Origin of the sequence: Zeaxanthinibacter sp. PT1, from assembly GCF_028464225.1 — a bacterium.
Classification (GTDB): domain Bacteria; phylum Bacteroidota; class Bacteroidia; order Flavobacteriales; family Flavobacteriaceae; genus Zeaxanthinibacter.
In genome coordinates, this window is record NZ_JAQPCN010000002.1 from 482,552 (window position 1) to 501,384 (window position 18,833).

The following is an 18,833-nucleotide window of genomic DNA, read 5'->3' on the forward strand; positions in this document are numbered from 1 at the left end:
AGAGTAAAATTAAAAATTTAACATTTAGGGAATTGCCTGTTTAACCTAACCTTAACAAAAATGTTAAAATTTGGTCTCCCCTATTTTTCAAGGAGTTTCCTGTGAATTTCCATCACTTTCAGACGGGTGGTTTCTAACTCGGTGTTTTCAATGACAAAATCAGCAAAGGGAATTTTTTCTGCATCTGTCCATTGGTTCTTCATCCGTTCCAGGATCTCTTCTTCCTTACTCCCATCCCGCTCCAATAATCGTTCCACCCTCATGTTTTCTGGGGCGGTAACCAGGATAATGGCGTCAAAATCCTTAAAACTGCCATTCTCGATCAGGATGGCAGCCTCCTGTATGGCGTATGGGGCATCTTCCTGCACCCTGGCCCATTTCCTGGCATCGTCGCGCACAGCGGGATGAACAAGACTATTGAGTTTTTGCAGCAAATCCCGGTCATTGAATACTTTCTGAGAGATATAAGCCCTGTTCAGTTCTTGGCCCTCATAGGCCGCAGGTCCTAATAATTTTTCTATAGCGGCCCTTAATGTAGCCGATTCCGCCATCAGCTCCTTAGCACGGCGATCAGAATTATACACGGGGATACCGATATGCCGGAACATTGACGCAACGGTCGACTTCCCACTTCCTATTCCGCCTGTGAGCCCTATGAGTCTCATTGTCTTTTTAATAAAAATTCAACCTCCCTGTCTTCCAGCTCCACGGAGTGAAGATCAGAGGGTTTTTTTCGCAATACAACAGTAAGGAAGTTTTCGTTTTCCCGCGGCGCACTGAAGTCGGCTATGAGTCGGAAATCAATAGCGGAGACCGATTTTAATCTTTCCACGTCTGCCTTGATTAAGATTGGAAGGCTGGCCGGAAAGGTTTTGATTTCAGTACCTTCAGGTAGGTTCTGTACTTCTACCGGAACTTCGATAATCCGTTCAGAGAATCGGAAGACTTTCGCGCTTACAGTCACCTTCTCCGTGCCAAAACGAGTGTTCTTTAACCCATCCGGCATGTCCAGGGCTACCTCTTCAGAGAAATCTTCAGTGATTCCGCTTAGATTTCTTTTCTTGGTGTATATACGTCTGATGGTATCAATTTCATTGAGCGGCCCCCTGATCATCACCGTATCCGGGCTTATCGTCAGGGTGCTATCCATTAAATGATTCTTACCCAGGGTGATATTCACAGTAGAAATTACCGGTAAAGGCTTTTCGTGGATCTGGGCAAAATCCAGGTAGATGTTTTCACGATCCATCCCCCGAATCTCCATAGACATTGGCAATTGCTTTTCTATCTGTTCCCGGTAGACATCGGCGGGTATAAGATAGCGACTGCCGTCATGGGTGAGCTCTGTCAGATCTACAGAAACCTTTTGCTTACTGAAATTAAATCCCAGGAATTGGAAACCACTGGCTTCTAACCTAACCCCTACCTCTTGTTTTGAAGCACCGGTGAGGATGAGGCTGTCCGGGACATTGATGTATTTTAATTCAAACAAGGCCTGGTCAGTATGGGTATCCGACAGTTTGCTGATCAGCCATGCCATAAAAGACGCCAACAGGAACAACAAAAAGGTGTTGACCTTTCTCCTCGGGAAACGACTTTCTGTCTGGTTCATGATTCTGTGGTTCTTTGAAAAAATAAATGGGGAAAAATTGCCTCTGGCTGCTTCTTGCTAAAATTAACCAAGATTGTCGACTTCAGAAAACCATATCCGTATCCTATGAACTGAATAAATACCGCGATAAGTCCGAGAACTGCCACCCTGATGCTTTTGCTTACGAAGTATCCATCTAATACAATAAGTACCATGTACAGTCCGTAAAGCACTAATGGCACCCATCGAATAGCACCCGGAATTAATAAAGCCCAGGGTAACGCAGCTAAAAAACCCAACAGGAACAGGCTGGGAAACCAATACGTTATCCGGGATGTATGAGGGTGCCAGGAACTCAGGATTGGACGCACCATCCCGAATTTCTTTACCTGCTGGTAAAATTTCTTAAAATCGACTCTTCGTTTATGAAATACATAAGCATCTTGTAATAATCCGGTTTTAAACCCCATTTGTTTTAAACGGATACTCAGGTCCGGATCTTCGCCAGGATGTATATTTCCAAATCCCCCGGTAGCCTGAAATGCTTTTTTGGAAAGCCCCATATTAAAACTACGCGGTTCAAATTTGTGCCTTGCAGCACCTTTCCCACGGATCCCCCCGGTAGTCAGGAAAGAAGTCATGGCATAATTAATGGCCTTCTGCACCGGGCTGAACGAATGATGAGCGGTGTCTGGCCCACCATAACAATGCAGGAATTCTTGCTCCAGGCTTGTGTTGACCACCTGCAGGTATTCCGGGGGTAATAAGCAGTCAGAATCAAGTATGATGAAGTAATTCCCGGTAGCTACCTTCATCCCAAAATTCCGGGAATCACCCGGACCTGTGTTCTCTTTATAGTAATATTGGATCTGCAGCTGCTCTTTAAAATCTTTGACAACCTCCTCCGAGGTCTCAGTAGACCCGTCTTCTACAACGACAACTTCAAAGGAATTGCCGAACCTAAGGGCCTGCAGGCTCTGGAGTAGTTCACTCAACTCTTCGGGCCGGTTGTACACCGGGATAATAAAGGAATACTTCAGCTCCATACAGAAGGTATTTAAACAGAAAAGCCACCCACAGTATGGATGGCTTCACCGTTTTAAAACTGGTTTATTTTGTGAATGCTTCCATAACCTCCTGGCTTACACCCATATTCGAGAACCCTCCGTCATGGAATAGATTCTGCATGGTGACTTTCTTGGTGAGATCGGAAAACAGGGATATGGTGTAATCTGCGCATTCCTGCGCGGTTGCATTACCTAGGGGAGACATTTTCTCCGCATAACTGATGAATCCGTCAAAACCTTTAACCCCTTGACCTGCCGTGGTAGGTGTTGGAGATTGTGAAATGGTATTTACCCTAACCTTTTTGTCTTTCCCGAAGAAGTACCCAAAACTACGGGCTACAGATTCCAGGTACGCCTTATTGTCGGCCATATCGTTATAGTCAGGGAATGTCCTTTGCGCTGCCATATAGGTAAGCGCCACAATACTACCCCACTGGTTCATCGCATCGTTTTTATATAAAGTCTGTAAGACCTTGTGGAAAGAGAGTGCGGAAACGTCCCATCCTTTGGCGGTAAAGTCATAATTCTCATCGGTATAATGGCGTCCTTTACGTACGTTGACAGACATCCCGATAGAGTGCAGTACAAAGTCGAGCTTCCCTCCCAGGACCTCCATTGCCTTAGTGACCAGTTCATTCAGGTCTTCTTCGCTTGTCGCATCAGCCGGAATGATCTCTGAGCCTGTTTTTTCTGCAAGTTCTTTTATCTTCCCCATTCGCATTGCGATGGGCGCGTTGGTAAGGACGAAAGTACCCCCTTCTTCATGAACGCGTTCTGCCGTTTTCCAGGCGATTGAATTCTCATCAAGGGCACCAAAAATTATCCCTTTTTTTCCCTTTAGTAAATCGTTGGCCATATTAATATGTCTTTGATAGCGTTAGTTGGTCAAAGATATCCAAAAAAGATAAATAGGGCCGTATTATAGCACGAATAACACTGGCAGGATTATCCGGAACCAACAGCTCGGGATAGTAACCAGGCAGGTCGATGAGGATGCTAAAGCAGATCTTCGATTTAATTCAATAACTGGCGGGCATGTGCAACCGCAGAATCGGTTACGTCTTTCCCTCCGAGCATTTGGGCAAGTTCAAGGATACGCTCTTCGTTATCAAGCGCTTTCATCTTAGTATGGGTCACCCCTTCCTCGTCTAGTTTATACACTTTAAAATGCTGATCCCCTTTAGAAGCCACTTGGGGTAGATGCGTTATAGTGAATATCTGCATGGATTTACTCATTGCCATCATGATATCTCCCATCCTGCTGGAGATCTCCCCGGAAACCCCCGTATCTATTTCATCAAACATCATAGTGGGTAGGGGTTCGTATTCGGCCAAGATAGATTTTATGGTGAGCATGATCCTTGAAAGTTCACCTCCTGAGGCTATCTTTTTCAGGTCTCCGAAACCGGTCCCCTTATTTGCGGAAAATAACAGCGAAAGCGTTTCCTTTCCACTAGCCTTATACTCCTGGGTTGGCAGTAATTCTAACTTAAAGCTGGCATTAGGCATACCAAGCGGATGAAGCCGGTCTTCCATCCGACTTATAAATTCCGGTAAGACTTTTAATCGCATGTTATGAAGCTGCTCACTGTAGTTATCCAGTGATTTGATCAGCGCAGCCACTTCCTTTTCCTTCCTTTCAATTTCCTCTTCGAGGTCTTCTGAAGAAGACACCTTTTTCGCCAGGTCTTCCCGGATGGTAACCAAGTCCTCTATGGCCGTAGCCCCGTGCTTTTTTTGCAGGTCGTATAGGGTTCTCAGTTGATTGCCAACCAATTCCAGTTGCCTGGGATCCGCTTCTACCGAACTCTCCAGGGTTCGGAATTCGTCCGCTATGTCGTCCGCTTCAATGATCACGGCCTGGATGCGTTCATTCAGGCTCTGGTATTTAGGGCCAAATCCTGTCAATTTCTGTGAAGCATTGCGTAACTCCCTGAGAAGGGTCAACACCCCTACCTGTTCATCGTTGAGCAGCTGGTCTCCTGCGCTGAGCTGTTCCATGATGGTCTCTACATTATTCAGCGCTTCATACTCGGACTCCAATTCTTCCTGAATTCCGGGTTCTAAGCGGACTGCCTGCAGTTCCTGCAACAGGAAACCGTTATAATCCTGTTCTTTCAGAGCTGCTTGCTGTTGTTCCTTGAGATCTTCAAGATCTCCCCGTAGTTTCCGGTAACGCTTCAATTCATCCTTATAACCTGACAATAAATTCCGGTTATCCGCAATTGCATCGATAACTTTTAACTGGAAATCCTGGTCGGTCAGTTGAAGTGTTTGGTGTTGAGAATGGATATCGATCAGGCGGCGCCCTAACTGGGTCAGGATATCCAGGGTTACAGGCACATCGTTAACAAATGCCCTGGATTTGCCACCGGGTAATATTTCCCGACGGATGATCGTATGTAGTTCGTAATCCAGGTCTAGTTTCTCAAAAAGAGGCTGGAGTTCAAAATTGCCTACCTGGAATCCTGCTTCGATGATGCATTTACGCTCTGTATCGCGTAAGGAAGATAGGTCTGCACGCTTACCCAGTACCATTGAAAGACCGTCGAGCAAGATAGATTTCCCGGCCCCTGTTTCACCAGTTATGGTCGTAAAACCTTCTGAAAAACGGACATTCAGGTCATCAATTAAGGCAAAATTCTTTATGGAAAGATGGGTGAGCAATCGTCTGTTATTTTAAGACGATAAAGGTAAATGATAAAGTGATGTAAAAAAAAGCGGCTAATAATTAATTTCATTCCATGTACCGGAATAAAACGGGGCAACCCTGTTCAGGGTTTCCTTCAGTTGAACGATATCCACTTTTGGGCCGTCAGAAAAGATGTTTTTAATCTCCTCGGATTTAGCATCAAAGAAGGTCTGTATCAATAAAGCGTTCGGCCGGCGGCTGATCATGGTCTCAAACAACCTAAGGGTACCAGCAACCACTTGTTTCCCCGTGGTATTATTATCTGCGAGTACATCCATTCCCTTCCGGTGGTAGTTGTACAGGGCAATCCGGTATTCACGGAAAGTATTAGACATCAGGTTATCTACTAATTGGAACCTGCTCCGGTTCTCGGCGGCTGTTTGCCCCCACCCAGAGAACCCGCTCCCCTGGGCCTGGGTCACGATCTGTTGTGCTCTTTCATAGAATTCGGTCCCGCCTTCCAAAGCAAAAGTGTCGGCGTCCAGGCCCAGCATAATATAGGCATAGTAGGCTACAACCCCTACCAGGTTAGATCCAAACACATTCTCGTTATAAACTAAGGGTTGAAATTCTATATACTCAAAATTAAAATCGTTGTCCTTGTAATTAAAGACCGGGCTTTGATAGGAAGTGTTGAAAACCGGCCTGGATGATTGTAGTTGTATGTTAGCCTTAAAACGGTTGTTCTCATACTCCTCCACGGTGATAAACATCCGGCAATTAACCCTTTCATTTTCCAGGTAGACCTTGTTGGTCCATTTGCTCTTATTGATGAAATCGCTCAGGGAGCGCTCTAAGGTCCGGAAGATCTGTTGATTGGTCTGGCTCACTTGTTCAGAATTCACCGTAACCGTGCAGTTCAATTCTTGGGCACTAAGCTGCATCATACTGCACAGTCCCAAAAAGAATACTAATACTTTAATTCTGAATCCTTTGGATGATTTCATGGAAGATATCTTTGGCCACCTCGGCCTTGCTTTTTAATGCAAACGACTTAATCCCTGAATTCTTGTCCAGGAACGATATTTTATTGGTGTCTCCTCCGAAGCCGGCCCCCTGGTCCCTCAGGGAATTAAGGACAATAGCATCCAGGTTCTTCCGCACCAGCTTTTCCCGGGCATGAGCTTCTTCGTTCTCTGTCTCCAGTGCAAATCCCACCAGGAATTGATGCTGTTTCTTCTCACCGAGAGATTTCAGGATATCGGGATTCTTTACCAGCTCAACCTGCATATGATCATCTTTTTTCTTGATCTTCTGCCCTGCCTTTTCATGTGGCCGGTAATCTGCGACCGCTGCAGCACAGATCGCGATATCGCAATCCTCGAAATAATCATGGACAGCACTGTACATCTCGGCTGCAGTGGTTACCCGCAGCAATTTGATGGCCTCGTTAGCGGGTTCCAAGTGTGTTGGACCGGAGACCAGGACTACCTTTGCACCGAGTGACGCAGCAACATCAGCCAGTTCAAATCCCATCCGACCGCTGGAATGATTGCCGATAAAACGGACCGGGTCTATGGGTTCATAGGTTGGGCCCGCGGTGATCATTACCATTTTCCCATCAAGTGGCATACGCGCTGCAAAATAGGCCTTGATACGGTCTGTAATTTCTTCAGGCTCTGCCATGCGCCCCTCGCCATGAAGTCCGCTGGCAAGTTCACCCGTACCGGGCGGGATCATGGTATTCCCAAAGGTTTCCAACGCTTTAATAGAAGCTACGGAAGAAGGGTGTTTATACATATCCAGGTCCATTGCAGGAGCAAAGAACACCGGGCATTTTGCAGATAAATAGGTGGCGATCAGTAAGTTGTCACAATTTCCGGAAGCCATCTTAGATAGGGTGTTGGCCGTAGCCGGTGCAATCAGCATCAGGTCTGCCCACAATCCCAATTCTACGTGGTTGTTCCAGTCCACTTCGCCATCTTCTTCCCGGATAAAATCGACCAGGGCCGGGTTCTTGGAAAGCGTGGCCATGGTCAGGGGGGTAACGAAAGAAAGGGCACCCTGCGTCAGAATCACTTTGACGTTGGCACCCTCTTTTATCAGTAAACGAACGAGAAATGCGGATTTATAAGCAGCAATACCTCCGGTGACACCCAAAAGTATATTTTTACCGCCCAGCATTTTACTCTGAATCTTTCTCTGTATTCCTATAGTAAATCTTATCTTCTAACCATTCCTGGATAGCAAGTGCATGTGGCTTGGGAAGCTTTTCGTAGAATTTAGAAACTTCTATCTGCTCCTTGTTCTCAAAAACTTCTTCCAGGCTGTCGCTGTAAGTAGCAAACTCCTCCAGCTTTTCCAATAGTTCCTTTTTGATCTCTGAATTGATCTGTATAGCTCTTTTAGCCGCTATAGAGATGGCCTCATAGATGTTATCTGTAGGCTGGTCAAACTCGTTACGATTCACGGTTACCGTAGAAACGGGAGCTTTGGAGTTCTTTAAATCGTTCATATTCATTTTGAGAGATTTTCTTGTTGTTGTACTTGCGCTAATTCGCTATCAATATCTTCAGCCAGACGGTTTGCTTCTTTAGCAAAACTGGTTTCCGGGTAATTCTTCATCAGGTTCTGGTATGCCGCTTGTGCAGCGAGCAACCTTTCTTTCTTTTTCTGAAAGGTACTGTTCAATGCCAGGTTTGTACTGGCTACTACTTTCAGGTACATGGCTTCTTCCCGGAATACCGAACCCGGGTTATCAGACACAAAATTTTCAAGCGCAGCGATCGCAGAAATGTTGTATTCCAGGATGTACGACTTCCCTAACTTAGTGAATTGCTTGGCAATCTCGAATTCTTTACGCTCCTTTTTAGTGGTAAGTTCCCTCGCCATAGCGTTTGCCTCTTCCAGGTATTCCGATTCCGGGTAGGTGTTGATAAAAGACTGCAGCTTTACAAGTGCCTTATCTGTATCTGTCTGATCCAGGGAATAGACAGGAGACAATTCATAATAACTTTTAGCTCCCAAAAAGGCTGCCTGAGAGGCCTTGTCACTCTTGGGGTATGATTTCAGGAAACGCTCAAATTGATAGCCGGCAAAATTGTAATCCCCGATCTGGTAATAGGAATCAGCCAGGAAGAACATCACTCGTTCCCCCTGCGGTTTTCCAACATACTGGGGTGCGATCTGCGCCAGTAAACGATTGGCCCTTTTAAAATCGCCCTCATCATATAGTTTTTCCGCCATTTCGTATTTGGCTTTAACGTCTTCGTTCTTGAGTACCTTTTGGTAGTCACTACAGGAAAAAAGTAAGCCGGTTACAAAAAATAGGAATAGGATTCGCCTCATGCTAAAAAATATTTTGCAAAATTACGGAATATTGGTGGAATATAAAATTTCTTTATCAAAGAGATGATAAAGCAGGTGACTAATTTGATGAGCCTGGGGAATCCGTCGGCCGGTTTGGGGAAGATTTAACATCTGCAGGGCTTATAAAGGCTATGCAGAAATAGCTTCACCCCCAACTCCTCAGGCCTGTATAGTTTTAAAAGATTTCATGAAACCCGCGATCTGCGCCGTCAGTTCCCGGGTAGCCGGAACCAGAGGTAGTCTTACCTCCGGGTTACAAAGCCCCTGTGCAGCCATCATCGCCTTGATCCCCGCAGGGTTTCCTTCCTTAAAAATCAGCTCCATCCCCTCTTTCATCGCTTCGTGCATGGCAAAAGCCTCATCTTCTGAATGTTCCAGCCCGAGGCGTATCATCCGACTGAATTCGGACGGCAGCCCTTGCCCGATAACCGAGATCACCCCGACACCCCCGGAAAGTACTGTTTCCAGCGCCGTGATGTCATCCCCGGATATCACCTTAAAATCAGCCGGTTTTTTGCCGATGATTTGGTTAACCTGTTCCATATTCCCTGAAGCCTCTTTGATGGCCACGATGTTTGGCAGCGCTGCGAGCCTAAGCACAGTTTCAGGTAGGACATTACTGCCGGTTCTTCCCGGCACATTATAGAGTATTATGGGAACCGGAGATGCTTCGGCCAGCATCTTGTAATGCCGGTATATACCCTCTTGCGTAGGTTTATTGTAATAGGGCGAAACGGAAAGCACGGCATCAAAAGACTGCAGGTTAGCAGACTTTAGCTCATCCACGAGTTGCATGGTATTATTACCTCCTACCCCAAGTACCAGGGGAACCCTGCCGGAATTCTGCTCAATGACCGTTTTAATGACCAATTGTTTTTCACTTTTGGCAAGCGTCACTGATTCCCCGGTGGTTCCAAGGACTACCAGGTAATCTACTCCTCCTTCTATACAATGATCCACCACCTGCCTTAAAGCCTCCACGTCTATGGACAGATCGGCCTTAAAAGGTGTAATCAGTGCAACTCCTGTTCCGTATAGTGCTTCCATTAATCTAATTCGTTCAGTACTTTTAAATATTTTTGTAATTCTTCTTTAAATACTTTGAAATCCTCCAGGGGAACTTGCAGGATCAGGTCGTTCAGGTTCTTATCTACTTGCGAAAACCCCACGTTAATGCGCGCCCTGGACTTTATGGTCATTAGTTGCAACATCAGGTTTCCCTTATCGTAATAATTGACCAAAAGATCGTATTCTCTACCCAGGAACTCCAATGCATAACTGTTTTCAATCGCGCCCTTCCACCCCAGGTCCTTATCAGAAAATACCGGGGTTGCATAAGGTGAATTCTTATCGTAGAATTCTTTATACCCAATCACCTTTATGGCATTCGGCTGAAGGTTAAAGTCGGTAACAAATTCAGAGAAGCGTTCAGCTTGATCAAATCGATCCAGATCGACGATTACCCCGATAGTCTTTATGCCCCTATCCCTGGAGACTGCTTTAGCGGGACTTTGCATCGCTGCTTTCAGGTATTTTAAGCCTGATTTGTGTTTAAATTTATCCTTTAGTCCCTTTAAAAACATGTACATTTACATTTCTACAAATGTAAATAATACCCTTCAATTTCGCCGCTAAGATACGTCGTATAATGAGTTTAAAAATACAACATTTTGTTATAATTATAACAATGCTAAGCTACCTTTCTTGCAGGCAGGAGCGGCAAACGGTGACATCGATCACAGGAAAAGAGCTGCTGATCCATGAAGACCTGCCTTCTTCAGATAGCATAGAAGCCTTTGTGAAGCCATACAGGGAACACCTTAACAGCATATTGGACAGTGCTTTAGCCTACGCCCCCAGGCCAATTACAAGGACAGATGGTGAGCTCAACAGCTCTGAAGGTAACCTGATGGCCGATATCGTAATGCAGGAAACTAACCCTATTGTAATGGCCCGTACAGGCCGTGAAATTGATTTTGTTATGCTCAACCATGGGGGAATCCGTAGCCTGATATCTGAAGGGGATGTTACGGCCAGGACCGCTTATGAGGTCATGCCTTTTGAAAATACCATCGTCATCCTCGGGATGAAAGGGAAAGCGGTGCGAGACCTGGTGGATTACCTGGTCAAGTCCGGGGAAGCGCACCCGATCTCGGGACTGCAGGTACGGATAGGAAAGGACCATAAACTACGATCCTTCCTGGTGCAAGGCATGCCTTTTGATGAGAATAAAATGTACTATGTAGCTACTTCGGACTACCTGGCTAAAGGTGGAGATTATATGGACTTTTTTAAGTCCAGGGACACCTTGATCAACACGGGATACTACCTGAGGAATGCCATGATAGACCATTTTAAAAAGGTAGATACCTTACGCGCGTCTGTCGATGATCGCTACATTCAAATAGACTGAGATGGAAAGAAGATCATTTATAAAACGCACTGGCGCTTCATCGGCCTTTATCGGTCTTGGTGGCCTGGGCCTGTCAGCCTGCTCCGGTTCAGGACCCAAGCATTTAACGATATTGCATACTAATGATGTACACAGCCATATAGATCCTTTCCCGGAAGACCACAGTGCATTTCCGCGTAAAGGAGGTATTGCGCGGCGAGCTGCCCTGATCGAAGAGATCCGCCGTGAAAATCCGAATACATTACTGTTTGATGCCGGCGATATTTTCCAGGGAACGCCCTACTTTAACTTCTACGGGGGCGAATTAGAATTTAAGTTAATGAGCATGATGCGGTATGATGCCGCAACCATAGGGAACCACGACTTTGACAATGGTTTGGAAGGATTCCTTGCTCAACTGCCCCATGCGGGTTTTCCTTTTCTTTCTGCCAATTATGATTTTAGGGACACTATTCTGGACGGACTGGTTAAACCTTACAAGATATTCCAGCTCGACGGATTAAAGGTTGGGGTTTTTGGATTGGGTATTATGCTCAAGGGAATTGTTAATGACGCCCTGTATGGAGAAACACGTTACTTGGATCCTATAGAAATGGCCCAGGAAATGTCTGATATTCTAAAGAAAGAAAAGCAATGCCACCTGGTGGTCTGTTTATCCCACCTGGGTTATGAATACGAACGTGGTGAACTTCCCAGTGATCTTGACCTGGCCGCAGCAACCCGGGGGATAGATCTCATCATCGGAGGCCATACCCATACGTTTCTGGACAGGCCCGTAGTGCGGAAGAACAAGGACCAGCAGGATGTACTGGTAAATCAAGCCGGCTGCTACGGCGTAAATATGGGTCGCATTGATTTCTATTTTGATAAGACCGGGATCCGTGCAGACGGGGCAACTATTGACATTTAGATCGCAACGTTTATAAACCTTCTAATTTTGCAGTAATTAAGTGGATCCAAATAAAAGCATTATAAGAGCCGGGATAAAGCGATACCGGGACCATAAAATAAGTGTCCTGGAAGATGCACTTGCTGTTGAAGATCCCCTGGAAATCGGGATTAAAATACCCGGAAACAATCCACCGATACCGGCACAGACAGTGTCCCTGACTATGCGAACACCGGGCAGCGACCCTGAACTGGCGATTGGCTATTTGTTTACAGAGGGAATCATCAGGCACTGGGATGAAGTGGACAGCATATTAGAATTATCAGGCCTGGTAACCCTTATACTCCACCCCGACCCGGAACGCGACCTCAGCGTTTTGGAAAGACGTTCTGTAACCAGCAGCAGTTGCGGGGTTTGCGGAAAACTGAGCAAGATGGCAATCCGAACGTTGCCGGCTTACCGGGATCACTCCCCTTTTAAAGCTGTTGATGCCGGGATATTACAGCAGCTTCCCGGAATACTCAGGGCTGCCCAGCGTACTTTTGAGCATACGGGCGGACTACATGCTGCTGCCCTATTTGACCGGGAAGGCAAATTGCAATGGTTACGCGAAGATGTTGGTAGACATAATGCGCTGGATAAACTACTCGGTATGGCTCTGAAGTCAGCCATGATGCCGTTGGGTAATCAGGTCTTACTACTCAGTGGCCGAACCAGTTACGAGCTGGTTCAAAAAGCGGCTATGGCCGGGATTCGGATGATCGCCTCCGTCGGAGCTCCTTCCAGCAAGGCCTTGGAATTGGCACGAGAATATGACATTAGCTTAGTCGGTTTCTTAAAAGCGGATGGCTTTAACATTTACCACGGGTCAGGCAGGATAAATTTTGAGTAAATTCATGCTATGAAAATCAGGATCAAAGACAACTCGGTTCGATTCCGTCTTACCAAATCTGAAGTGGAACAAATCGGCAGAACCGGGAATTTTACCTCCCATACAGAATTTGACGGTTCAAGCTTCAGTTATTCCGTGCAGGTACATCAGGAGGCTGAAGAGCTTCAAGCCGGATTCCAAGATAATACCATTACATTATACCTCCCACCTGCCCTGGCAAATGAATGGACGGGAACAGATAAAGTAGGTTTGGAGAATACCCTAGTCCAGGCTAACGGGAAGTCCTTATTCCTCTTACTGGAAAAAGATTTTGTCTGCCTTGATGAACGGGACGAAGACGAGTCTGACAACTATCCCAACCCAAAAGCCGGCAGTATCCATGAGTGATAAAGTTAGAGATAAGTGGGCGGAAGAAATCGGTCCGGAAGAATTTACAGGCCTCAGGACAGGAGGAGAGTCCGGTTCGGCAGCAGGCCTCCCGGCTGTGATCATGTCCGTTAAACACGTTTTTGGAGCCATGGGATTAAGCCGTGGAATGAAAGCCCTGTTCAACCTCAACCAGAAAGGTGGGATCGATTGCCCTGGATGTGCTTGGCCCGACCCGGATGGAAAACGCAGCCCAATTGCAGAATATTGTGAAAATGGCGCGAAAGCCATTGCCGAAGAATCCACCACCAAAAAAGCAGGCCCTGATTTTTTCGCCAAAAACAGCGTGTCAGAACTATCTCAACTTTCTGATTATGAATTAGGCAAAAGTGGGCGAATAGCACAGCCGATGTTTTTGGAGGAAGGGGAAGAACATTATAAAGAAATTTCCTGGGACGATGCTTTTAAAGAGATTGGAGAAGAGCTAAACGGACTTGAGTCTCCGGATGAAGCTATTTTTTACACTTCCGGCCGGACCAGTAACGAGGCGGCTTTTCTTTACCAGTTAATGGTACGCGAATACGGGACCAACAATATGCCTGATTGCAGTAATATGTGCCATGAAAGTACAGGGGTGGCCTTATCCGAAACCCTGGGCATAGGGAAAGGCTCCGTAAAACTCGAAGATTTCTACGAAACCGAGGTTATCCTGATCATGGGACAAAACCCGGGTACCAATCACCCGCGTATGCTGACTGCATTACAGAAGGCCAAGCGTAACGGGGCGATCATCATTTCGGTCAACCCGCTATTTGAAACCGGGCTGAAAGCATTTAAAAACCCCCAGGAAATAAAGGGGTTACTCGGCATGTCTACAGACCTGACCGATCACTATTTGCAAGTGCGTATCAATGGGGACATGGCCCTCTTGCAGGCTATTGCCAAATTGCTGTTGGAAGAAGAAAATGCAAATCCCGGGAAAGTGCTGGACCATGAATTCATGGCAGAAAATACAGAAGGTGCAGAGGCTTATATACAGCACTTGCAAAATTTGTCACTGGATACCCTGGTGGAGAACTGCGGAATTCCAATAGAACAGATTCGCGAAGTTGTAAAAGCCATCAGGTTCAAGAATAAAATGATCATCTGCTGGGCTATGGGACTCACCCAGCACAAAAATTCGGTAGACACCATCAAGGAGATTGTCAACCTGCTACTGCTAAAGGGAAGTATAGGCAAGGCCGGAGCCGGGACATGCCCGGTAAGGGGTCATAGTAACGTTCAGGGAGATAGGACCATGGGTATTTACGAGAAACCTCCAAAAAACCTGCTCGACAACCTGGAAAGGGTATTTGGCATTTCGCCACCCCGCGAATACGGTTATGATACCGTAGACAGTATTAAAGCCATGCACAGGGGAAAAGCAAAATTCTTTATGGGTATGGGCGGTAATTTCCTGTCAGCGACCCCGGATACGCACTATACGGCAGAAGCATTACGGAAATGTAATATGACTGTTCATGTGAGCACCAAATTAAATCGCAGTCACCTGATTCATGGGAAAAGGGCCTTGATTCTCCCGACCCTGGGAAGGTCTGACGAGGATTTTAAAAACGGGCAACGGCAATTTGTCAGCGTGGAAAATTCGACCGGTGTTGTACACAGTTCACATGGTAAATTAAAGCCCGTATCCGAGAAATTACTGAGCGAGCCAGAGATCATCTGCAGGATGGCCCGGGCCGTTCTCCCGGGTAGCAAAATTCATTGGGAGAAATTTGTGCTCAACTACGACTATATCAGGGATGCCATAGAAAAATGTGTCCCCGGATTTGACGATTATAACCGGAGGGTAAGACGTGGCCGGGGCTTCTACCTGCCCAACGGGGCCCGGCAGGGCGATTTTGAAACGGATAACGGGAAAGCCAAATTCACCGTATCAGACATCTCCCCCATACCCCTGGATGAAGGCGAGTTCCTCATGATGACCATTCGTTCACACGACCAGTACAATACGACAATTTACGGCCTTAATGACAGGTACCGCGGAATCCGTAATGAAAGGAGAGTGGTCTTAATGCACCGGGAAGACATGGAAGAAATGGGTATAGAAAACAAGGCCGTGGTCGACCTGTATAACAATCATGGCGGCAGGGCCAGGGTGGCGCATAATTTCATCGCCTTGGCTTATGATATTCCCAGGAGAATGGTAGCTACCTATTTCCCGGAAGCCAATGTGCTGGTGCCGGTAAAAAGTACGGCCGAGTACAGTAATACCCCGACCTCTAAATCGGTGGTGATATCTATCCGCAAAAACTGAATTCTATTAGATCTTTTATTCCTTACAGGATTTACTTAAGTATGCAGGATATACAGGAGTAATTGTTGTTGTTCCTCTTCCAGGCTTTCAGAAGGATACGGCCTGCCAATGCGGCCATACCAATAGTTAGCATTGAAGCGATCGCCTTCTTTCCGATGAAGATATGCATGCATCCAGCTACCCGTCTCATTATGTAGCTCCTGGGCGATATCATGAGATCGTTCCCAGTTATTCTTAAAATCCCACCACATTGCTTTTAATGCCGGGGGCCATGCCTTACCAGGCTTGTCATAGTCCAGGCATTTTCGGAATTCTTCTGTAGTTCCCGGAGTTTTACTCATCCTCTTAGATAAATATTTACAGTTCTTCGGACAAAGATACGATGGCTTCGTCCCAGGACCTAGAAGAGGTATAGATGTATTTCAATTTATTGACCTGAACCAAAGGAATAATCTCTAACAACTATAAATCATGAAAAAAATCAAAAATGGCCTTTTATGGCTTCTGTGCCTTGCTATGATGCCTGCGCAGCAAATCATGGCCCAGGAAGAAAGCAACGATTACGTGATGTACGAAAGCATCATCCTCAGCCCGAATAAAGCCAAGCTGAAGGTCCTCGGGGAAAATATGCAGAAACACAACCAGAAGTATCACAACACTGCCCCTTTCTCAGCGAACGTCTACAATATTTCTACCGGTGCGGAGACAGGTAAACTGGTATGGATGATGGGACCCATGAAATTCTCAGACCTGGACAGCCGCCCGGCCGAAGGTGGTCATGACGAGGACTGGCGTGATAACATTATGCCCTACCTCGACGATATGGGTGCAGCTGAATACTGGAAAGCAGATGGAAAACTATCCAACCTGTCCATGATGGATGGCACCCCGGGACAATATCCCATTATTTACGTACGCTATTGGAATGTTGAAAGGGGTCAGGGTCATAATGTGGACCAATTCCTCGAAACCGTTAGCAGCACTATTAAAAATATGCCCGGGGAGAACCCTTGGGGGGTTTATGACAATCAATTCAGGCAGGGAGAGGCAGGGCGTCACCTGGCCACTGTCAGTTACCACAAGAAATGGGCGGAATTGGATGAACCGAATACCTTTCGAAAATCATACGACGAGGTCCACGGTGAAAATACCTGGGATGCATTCATCAAGAACAACCAGGCGACTTTCTCCAATAGCTGGGACGAGATATGGGTATACAATAAGAAAATGAGCGGAGATTAGAAGCTGCTAACACCCTACAAAAAAAACCCTCCGGAATGGAGGGTTTTACTATTTATACCATGGCCAAAAAGTCTTTTTCGGAGATAATGGGTATCCCCAATTTATCAGCTTTAGTCTTTTTGCTCGGACCCATATTATCCCCGGCGACCACGTAGGTCGTCTTGGATGAAATAGAAGAAGCAACCTTGCCCCCATTATCCTCTATCAATTTCTTAAGTTCGGTTCTCCCAAGGGTTTCAAAAACCCCGGATACAACGAAGGTCTTTCCTTTAAGTACTTCGGTCTGCCCCTCCAGCTGCTCCTGTGAAAGTGAAAATTGCAGCCCGTAGGATTTAAGCCTGTCAACAATCTCCCGGTTAAGCGGATCACGGAAAAATGAGACCACACTCTCAGCGATCCTTTCCCCGATCTCGTCGATATTGACGAGGGATGCTAATTCGGCTTCCATCAAAGCATCGATATTCTTAAAAGATTTCGCCAGTTTTTTAGCTACGGTTTCCCCCACATGGCGAATTCCTAAGGCAAATAGCACTCGCTCAAAAGGTACTGCCCTAGAGGCCTGTACTCCTTGAACCAGGTTTTCTGCCGATTTATGTGCCATCCGCTCCAGCGGTAATAATTGTTCTACACTAAGCGTATAAAGGTCGGCGTAATTACGGATCAACCCTTCTTTAAAAAGCAATTCTACCGTTTCACTACCCAGCCCCTCTATGTCCATTGCTTTACGCGAGATAAAATGCTGGATGCGTCCTGTGATCTGAGGGGGGCAGCCAGTATCGTTGGGGCAGAAATGCTGGGCCTCGCCCGGGTTTCGCACCAAACTAGTACCACATTCCGGGCATTCCGTGATATAAGATGTAGGCTTAGAGTTCTCAGGTCTTTGGCTGAAATCCACGGCGACAATCTTAGGGATGATCTCCCCACCTTTTTCTACGAAAACCGTATCTCCTTCCCTGATATCCAATTTTGCGATCTGGTCTGCATTATGAAGGGAGGCTCTCTTCACCGTAGTGCCTGCCAGCAATACCGGCTCCAGGTTGGCTACCGGTGTAATGGCCCCGGTACGACCAACCTGGTAAGAGATCTGTTGCAGTACTGTGGAAGCTTGTTCAGCAGCAAATTTATAAGCCACCGCCCAACGGGGAGCTTTTGCCGTATAACCCAATTCTTCCTGATGTGCCAAAGTATTTACTTTAACCACGACCCCGTCTGTTTCATACGGCAAACGGTGCCTCTGCTGGTCCCACTGGTCTATAAACTGCATCACCTCCTCAATGGAGGTACATAACTTGGCCTCCGGGGGTACTTTAAAGCCCCAGGAACGCGCTTGCTCCAGGATATCATATTGTGTTTTAACATCCCCCAGGGATCGCGCAGCAAACCCGTAAACCAAACACTCCAGTGGTCTTTGAGCAACTAGGCTGCTGTCTTGCAGCTTAAGACTTCCGGATGCCGTATTCCTGGGATTCATATACGGATCTTCCCCCTTCTCCACTCTTTCCTTATTCATCCGGGTAAATCCTTCAATCGGTAAAACGATCTCGCCTCGGGCTTCGAATTTCTTTGGGAAATTTCCTTTTAATTGTAATGGCACAGAGCGAATGGTCCTGATATTGGTAGTGACTTCATCACCCTGTATCCCGTCTCCACGGGTTACCGCACGTGAAAGGGTACCATCTTCATAGGTCAGGTTAATGGAAGCCCCATCGTATTTAAGTTCGCAGGTATACGAAACATTATCGACACCCAGCAGCCTGTGTACCCTCGCTTCCCATTCGGACAATTCCTCTTTAGAATAAGCATTGTCCAGGGAATACATCCTGAAATCGTGCACCACGGTATCAAAATTCTTGGTGACCGAGCCTCCGACCCGCTGTGTAGGGGAAGTTGTATCAAAATACTCCGGATGGGCTGCTTCTAACTGCTGCAATTGGCGAAGCTTCATATCAAACTCGTAATCCGAGATTGTGGGTTCATCCAGGACGTAGTATTTGTAATTGTGCTCCCTGAGCTCTTGTCGCAGCGCCTCTATTTGTTCTTTTACTGTCATTTAAG

At 46.4% G+C, this 18,833-nt stretch carries 19 protein-coding genes; 6 read left to right on the top strand and 13 right to left on the bottom strand.

Features of this window, described 5'->3' with window-relative positions; translation table 11 throughout:
• Positions 1-80: 80 nt before the first annotated feature.
• The 11 genes from coaE to PP178_RS09270 form a co-directional block, all read right to left on the bottom strand.
• A complete protein-coding gene (gene coaE / locus PP178_RS09220) occupies positions 81-665 on the bottom strand; it encodes a dephospho-CoA kinase (RefSeq protein WP_272594049.1) in 585 nt (194 codons plus the stop codon).
• Positions 662-1,612: a CdaR family protein gene (locus PP178_RS09225; RefSeq protein ID WP_272594050.1), complete on the bottom strand. Its 951-nt coding sequence runs from the start codon at positions 1,610-1,612 to the stop codon at positions 662-664. Before PP178_RS09225 ends, coaE begins: the two co-directional genes overlap by 4 nt.
• On the bottom strand, positions 1,609-2,637 hold the full coding sequence (locus tag PP178_RS09230; RefSeq protein ID WP_272594051.1) for a glycosyltransferase: 1,029 nt from the start codon (positions 2,635-2,637) through the stop codon (positions 1,609-1,611). Before PP178_RS09230 ends, PP178_RS09225 begins: the two co-directional genes overlap by 4 nt.
• A gap of 64 nt (positions 2,638-2,701) precedes the next feature.
• A complete protein-coding gene (locus tag PP178_RS09235) occupies positions 2,702-3,514 on the bottom strand; it encodes an enoyl-ACP reductase FabI (protein ID WP_272594052.1) in 813 nt (270 codons plus the stop codon).
• Positions 3,515-3,672: 158 nt separating this feature from the next.
• Positions 3,673-5,325 carry a DNA repair protein RecN gene (gene recN, locus PP178_RS09240; protein ID WP_272594053.1) on the bottom strand — a complete coding sequence of 551 codons (1,653 nt, stop codon included), beginning with the start codon at positions 5,323-5,325 and terminating at the stop codon, positions 3,673-3,675.
• Between the two features lie 57 nt (positions 5,326-5,382).
• Positions 5,383-6,297: a type IX secretion system protein PorD gene (gene porD / locus PP178_RS09245; RefSeq protein WP_443089651.1), complete on the bottom strand. Its 915-nt coding sequence runs from the start codon at positions 6,295-6,297 to the stop codon at positions 5,383-5,385.
• A complete protein-coding gene (gene coaBC / locus PP178_RS09250; protein ID WP_272594054.1) occupies positions 6,269-7,474 on the bottom strand; it encodes a bifunctional phosphopantothenoylcysteine decarboxylase/phosphopantothenate--cysteine ligase CoaBC in 1,206 nt (401 codons plus the stop codon). Before coaBC ends, porD begins: the two co-directional genes overlap by 29 nt.
• Position 7,475: 1 nt before the next feature.
• Complete coding sequence (locus PP178_RS09255) at positions 7,476-7,805, bottom strand: DNA-directed RNA polymerase subunit omega (protein WP_272594104.1); 330 nt, start codon at positions 7,803-7,805, stop codon at positions 7,476-7,478.
• 2 nt (positions 7,806-7,807) lie between these two features.
• Complete coding sequence (locus PP178_RS09260) at positions 7,808-8,638, bottom strand: outer membrane protein assembly factor BamD (protein WP_272594055.1); 831 nt, start codon at positions 8,636-8,638, stop codon at positions 7,808-7,810.
• Between the two features lie 180 nt (positions 8,639-8,818).
• Positions 8,819-9,706: a 4-hydroxy-tetrahydrodipicolinate synthase gene (gene dapA, locus PP178_RS09265; RefSeq protein ID WP_272594056.1), complete on the bottom strand. Its 888-nt coding sequence runs from the start codon at positions 9,704-9,706 to the stop codon at positions 8,819-8,821.
• Positions 9,706-10,242 carry a DUF6913 domain-containing protein gene (locus PP178_RS09270; protein WP_272594057.1) on the bottom strand — a complete coding sequence of 179 codons (537 nt, stop codon included), beginning with the start codon at positions 10,240-10,242 and terminating at the stop codon, positions 9,706-9,708. Before PP178_RS09270 ends, dapA begins: the two co-directional genes overlap by 1 nt.
• A gap of 104 nt (positions 10,243-10,346) precedes the next feature.
• Here PP178_RS09270 and PP178_RS09275 point away from each other — a divergent pair, with 104 nt between their 5' ends.
• Genes PP178_RS09275 through PP178_RS09295 form a run of 5 tightly spaced genes read left to right on the top strand, consistent with a single transcriptional unit; the run spans position 10,347 to position 15,536 of the window.
• The gene (locus PP178_RS09275) at positions 10,347-11,072 is read left to right on the top strand and encodes a 5'-nucleotidase C-terminal domain-containing protein (protein ID WP_272594058.1); all 726 of its coding nucleotides are present in this window, start codon (positions 10,347-10,349) and stop codon (positions 11,070-11,072) included.
• Between the two features lies 1 nt (position 11,073).
• Positions 11,074-11,982 (top strand): bifunctional metallophosphatase/5'-nucleotidase, encoded by a 909-nt coding sequence (locus PP178_RS09280; protein ID WP_272594059.1) that lies wholly within the window; start codon positions 11,074-11,076, stop codon positions 11,980-11,982.
• A gap of 40 nt (positions 11,983-12,022) precedes the next feature.
• Positions 12,023-12,853, top strand: a complete 831-nt coding sequence (gene fdhD, locus PP178_RS09285; protein WP_272594060.1) for a formate dehydrogenase accessory sulfurtransferase FdhD — start codon at positions 12,023-12,025, stop codon at positions 12,851-12,853.
• A gap of 9 nt (positions 12,854-12,862) precedes the next feature.
• Positions 12,863-13,240 carry a DUF7009 family protein gene (locus PP178_RS09290; RefSeq protein ID WP_272594061.1) on the top strand — a complete coding sequence of 126 codons (378 nt, stop codon included), beginning with the start codon at positions 12,863-12,865 and terminating at the stop codon, positions 13,238-13,240.
• Positions 13,233-15,536: an FdhF/YdeP family oxidoreductase gene (locus PP178_RS09295; RefSeq protein ID WP_272594062.1), complete on the top strand. Its 2,304-nt coding sequence runs from the start codon at positions 13,233-13,235 to the stop codon at positions 15,534-15,536. Before PP178_RS09290 ends, PP178_RS09295 begins: the two co-directional genes overlap by 8 nt.
• Positions 15,537-15,571: 35 nt before the next feature.
• On the opposite strand, the gene PP178_RS09300 is transcribed toward PP178_RS09295, so the two are convergent.
• Complete coding sequence (locus tag PP178_RS09300; RefSeq protein WP_272594063.1) at positions 15,572-15,877, bottom strand: hypothetical protein; 306 nt, start codon at positions 15,875-15,877, stop codon at positions 15,572-15,574.
• Between the two features lie 130 nt (positions 15,878-16,007).
• Between PP178_RS09300 and PP178_RS09305 the strand changes: the two genes are divergently transcribed.
• On the top strand, positions 16,008-16,778 hold the full coding sequence (locus PP178_RS09305; protein ID WP_272594064.1) for a hypothetical protein: 771 nt from the start codon (positions 16,008-16,010) through the stop codon (positions 16,776-16,778).
• A gap of 52 nt (positions 16,779-16,830) precedes the next feature.
• On the opposite strand, the gene ligA is transcribed toward PP178_RS09305, so the two are convergent.
• Complete coding sequence (ligA, locus tag PP178_RS09310; protein WP_272594065.1) at positions 16,831-18,828, bottom strand: NAD-dependent DNA ligase LigA; 1,998 nt, start codon at positions 18,826-18,828, stop codon at positions 16,831-16,833.
• Positions 18,829-18,833 lie beyond the last annotated feature (5 nt).

Excerpts from the sequence above, each read along its gene's own strand:
- coaBC (WP_272594054.1), bottom strand. The coding sequence starts at position 7,474 with ATGCTGGGCGGTAAAAATATACTTTTGGGTGTCACCGGAGGTATTGCT.
- PP178_RS09270 (WP_272594057.1), bottom strand. The coding sequence starts at position 10,242 with ATGTTTTTAAAGGGACTAAAGGATAAATTTAAACACAAATCAGGCTTA.
- PP178_RS09300 (WP_272594063.1), bottom strand. The coding sequence starts at position 15,877 with ATGAGTAAAACTCCGGGAACTACAGAAGAATTCCGAAAATGCCTGGAC.
- porD (WP_443089651.1), bottom strand. The coding sequence starts at position 6,297 with ATGAAATCATCCAAAGGATTCAGAATTAAAGTATTAGTATTCTTTTTG.
- PP178_RS09275 (WP_272594058.1), top strand. The coding sequence starts at position 10,347 with ATGCTAAGCTACCTTTCTTGCAGGCAGGAGCGGCAAACGGTGACATCG.
- dapA (WP_272594056.1), bottom strand. The coding sequence starts at position 9,706 with ATGGAAGCACTATACGGAACAGGAGTTGCACTGATTACACCTTTTAAG.
- PP178_RS09225 (WP_272594050.1), bottom strand. The coding sequence starts at position 1,612 with ATGAACCAGACAGAAAGTCGTTTCCCGAGGAGAAAGGTCAACACCTTT.
- PP178_RS09295 (WP_272594062.1), top strand. The coding sequence starts at position 13,233 with ATGAGTGATAAAGTTAGAGATAAGTGGGCGGAAGAAATCGGTCCGGAA.
- PP178_RS09280 (WP_272594059.1), top strand. The coding sequence starts at position 11,074 with ATGGAAAGAAGATCATTTATAAAACGCACTGGCGCTTCATCGGCCTTT.
- PP178_RS09305 (WP_272594064.1), top strand. The coding sequence starts at position 16,008 with ATGAAAAAAATCAAAAATGGCCTTTTATGGCTTCTGTGCCTTGCTATG.
- PP178_RS09255 (WP_272594104.1), bottom strand. The coding sequence starts at position 7,805 with ATGAACGATTTAAAGAACTCCAAAGCTCCCGTTTCTACGGTAACCGTG.
- coaE (WP_272594049.1), bottom strand. The coding sequence starts at position 665 with ATGAGACTCATAGGGCTCACAGGCGGAATAGGAAGTGGGAAGTCGACC.
- PP178_RS09235 (WP_272594052.1), bottom strand. The coding sequence starts at position 3,514 with ATGGCCAACGATTTACTAAAGGGAAAAAAAGGGATAATTTTTGGTGCC.
- ligA (WP_272594065.1), bottom strand. The coding sequence starts at position 18,828 with ATGACAGTAAAAGAACAAATAGAGGCGCTGCGACAAGAGCTCAGGGAG.
- PP178_RS09290 (WP_272594061.1), top strand. The coding sequence starts at position 12,863 with ATGAAAATCAGGATCAAAGACAACTCGGTTCGATTCCGTCTTACCAAA.
- PP178_RS09230 (WP_272594051.1), bottom strand. The coding sequence starts at position 2,637 with ATGGAGCTGAAGTATTCCTTTATTATCCCGGTGTACAACCGGCCCGAA.
- PP178_RS09260 (WP_272594055.1), bottom strand. The coding sequence starts at position 8,638 with ATGAGGCGAATCCTATTCCTATTTTTTGTAACCGGCTTACTTTTTTCC.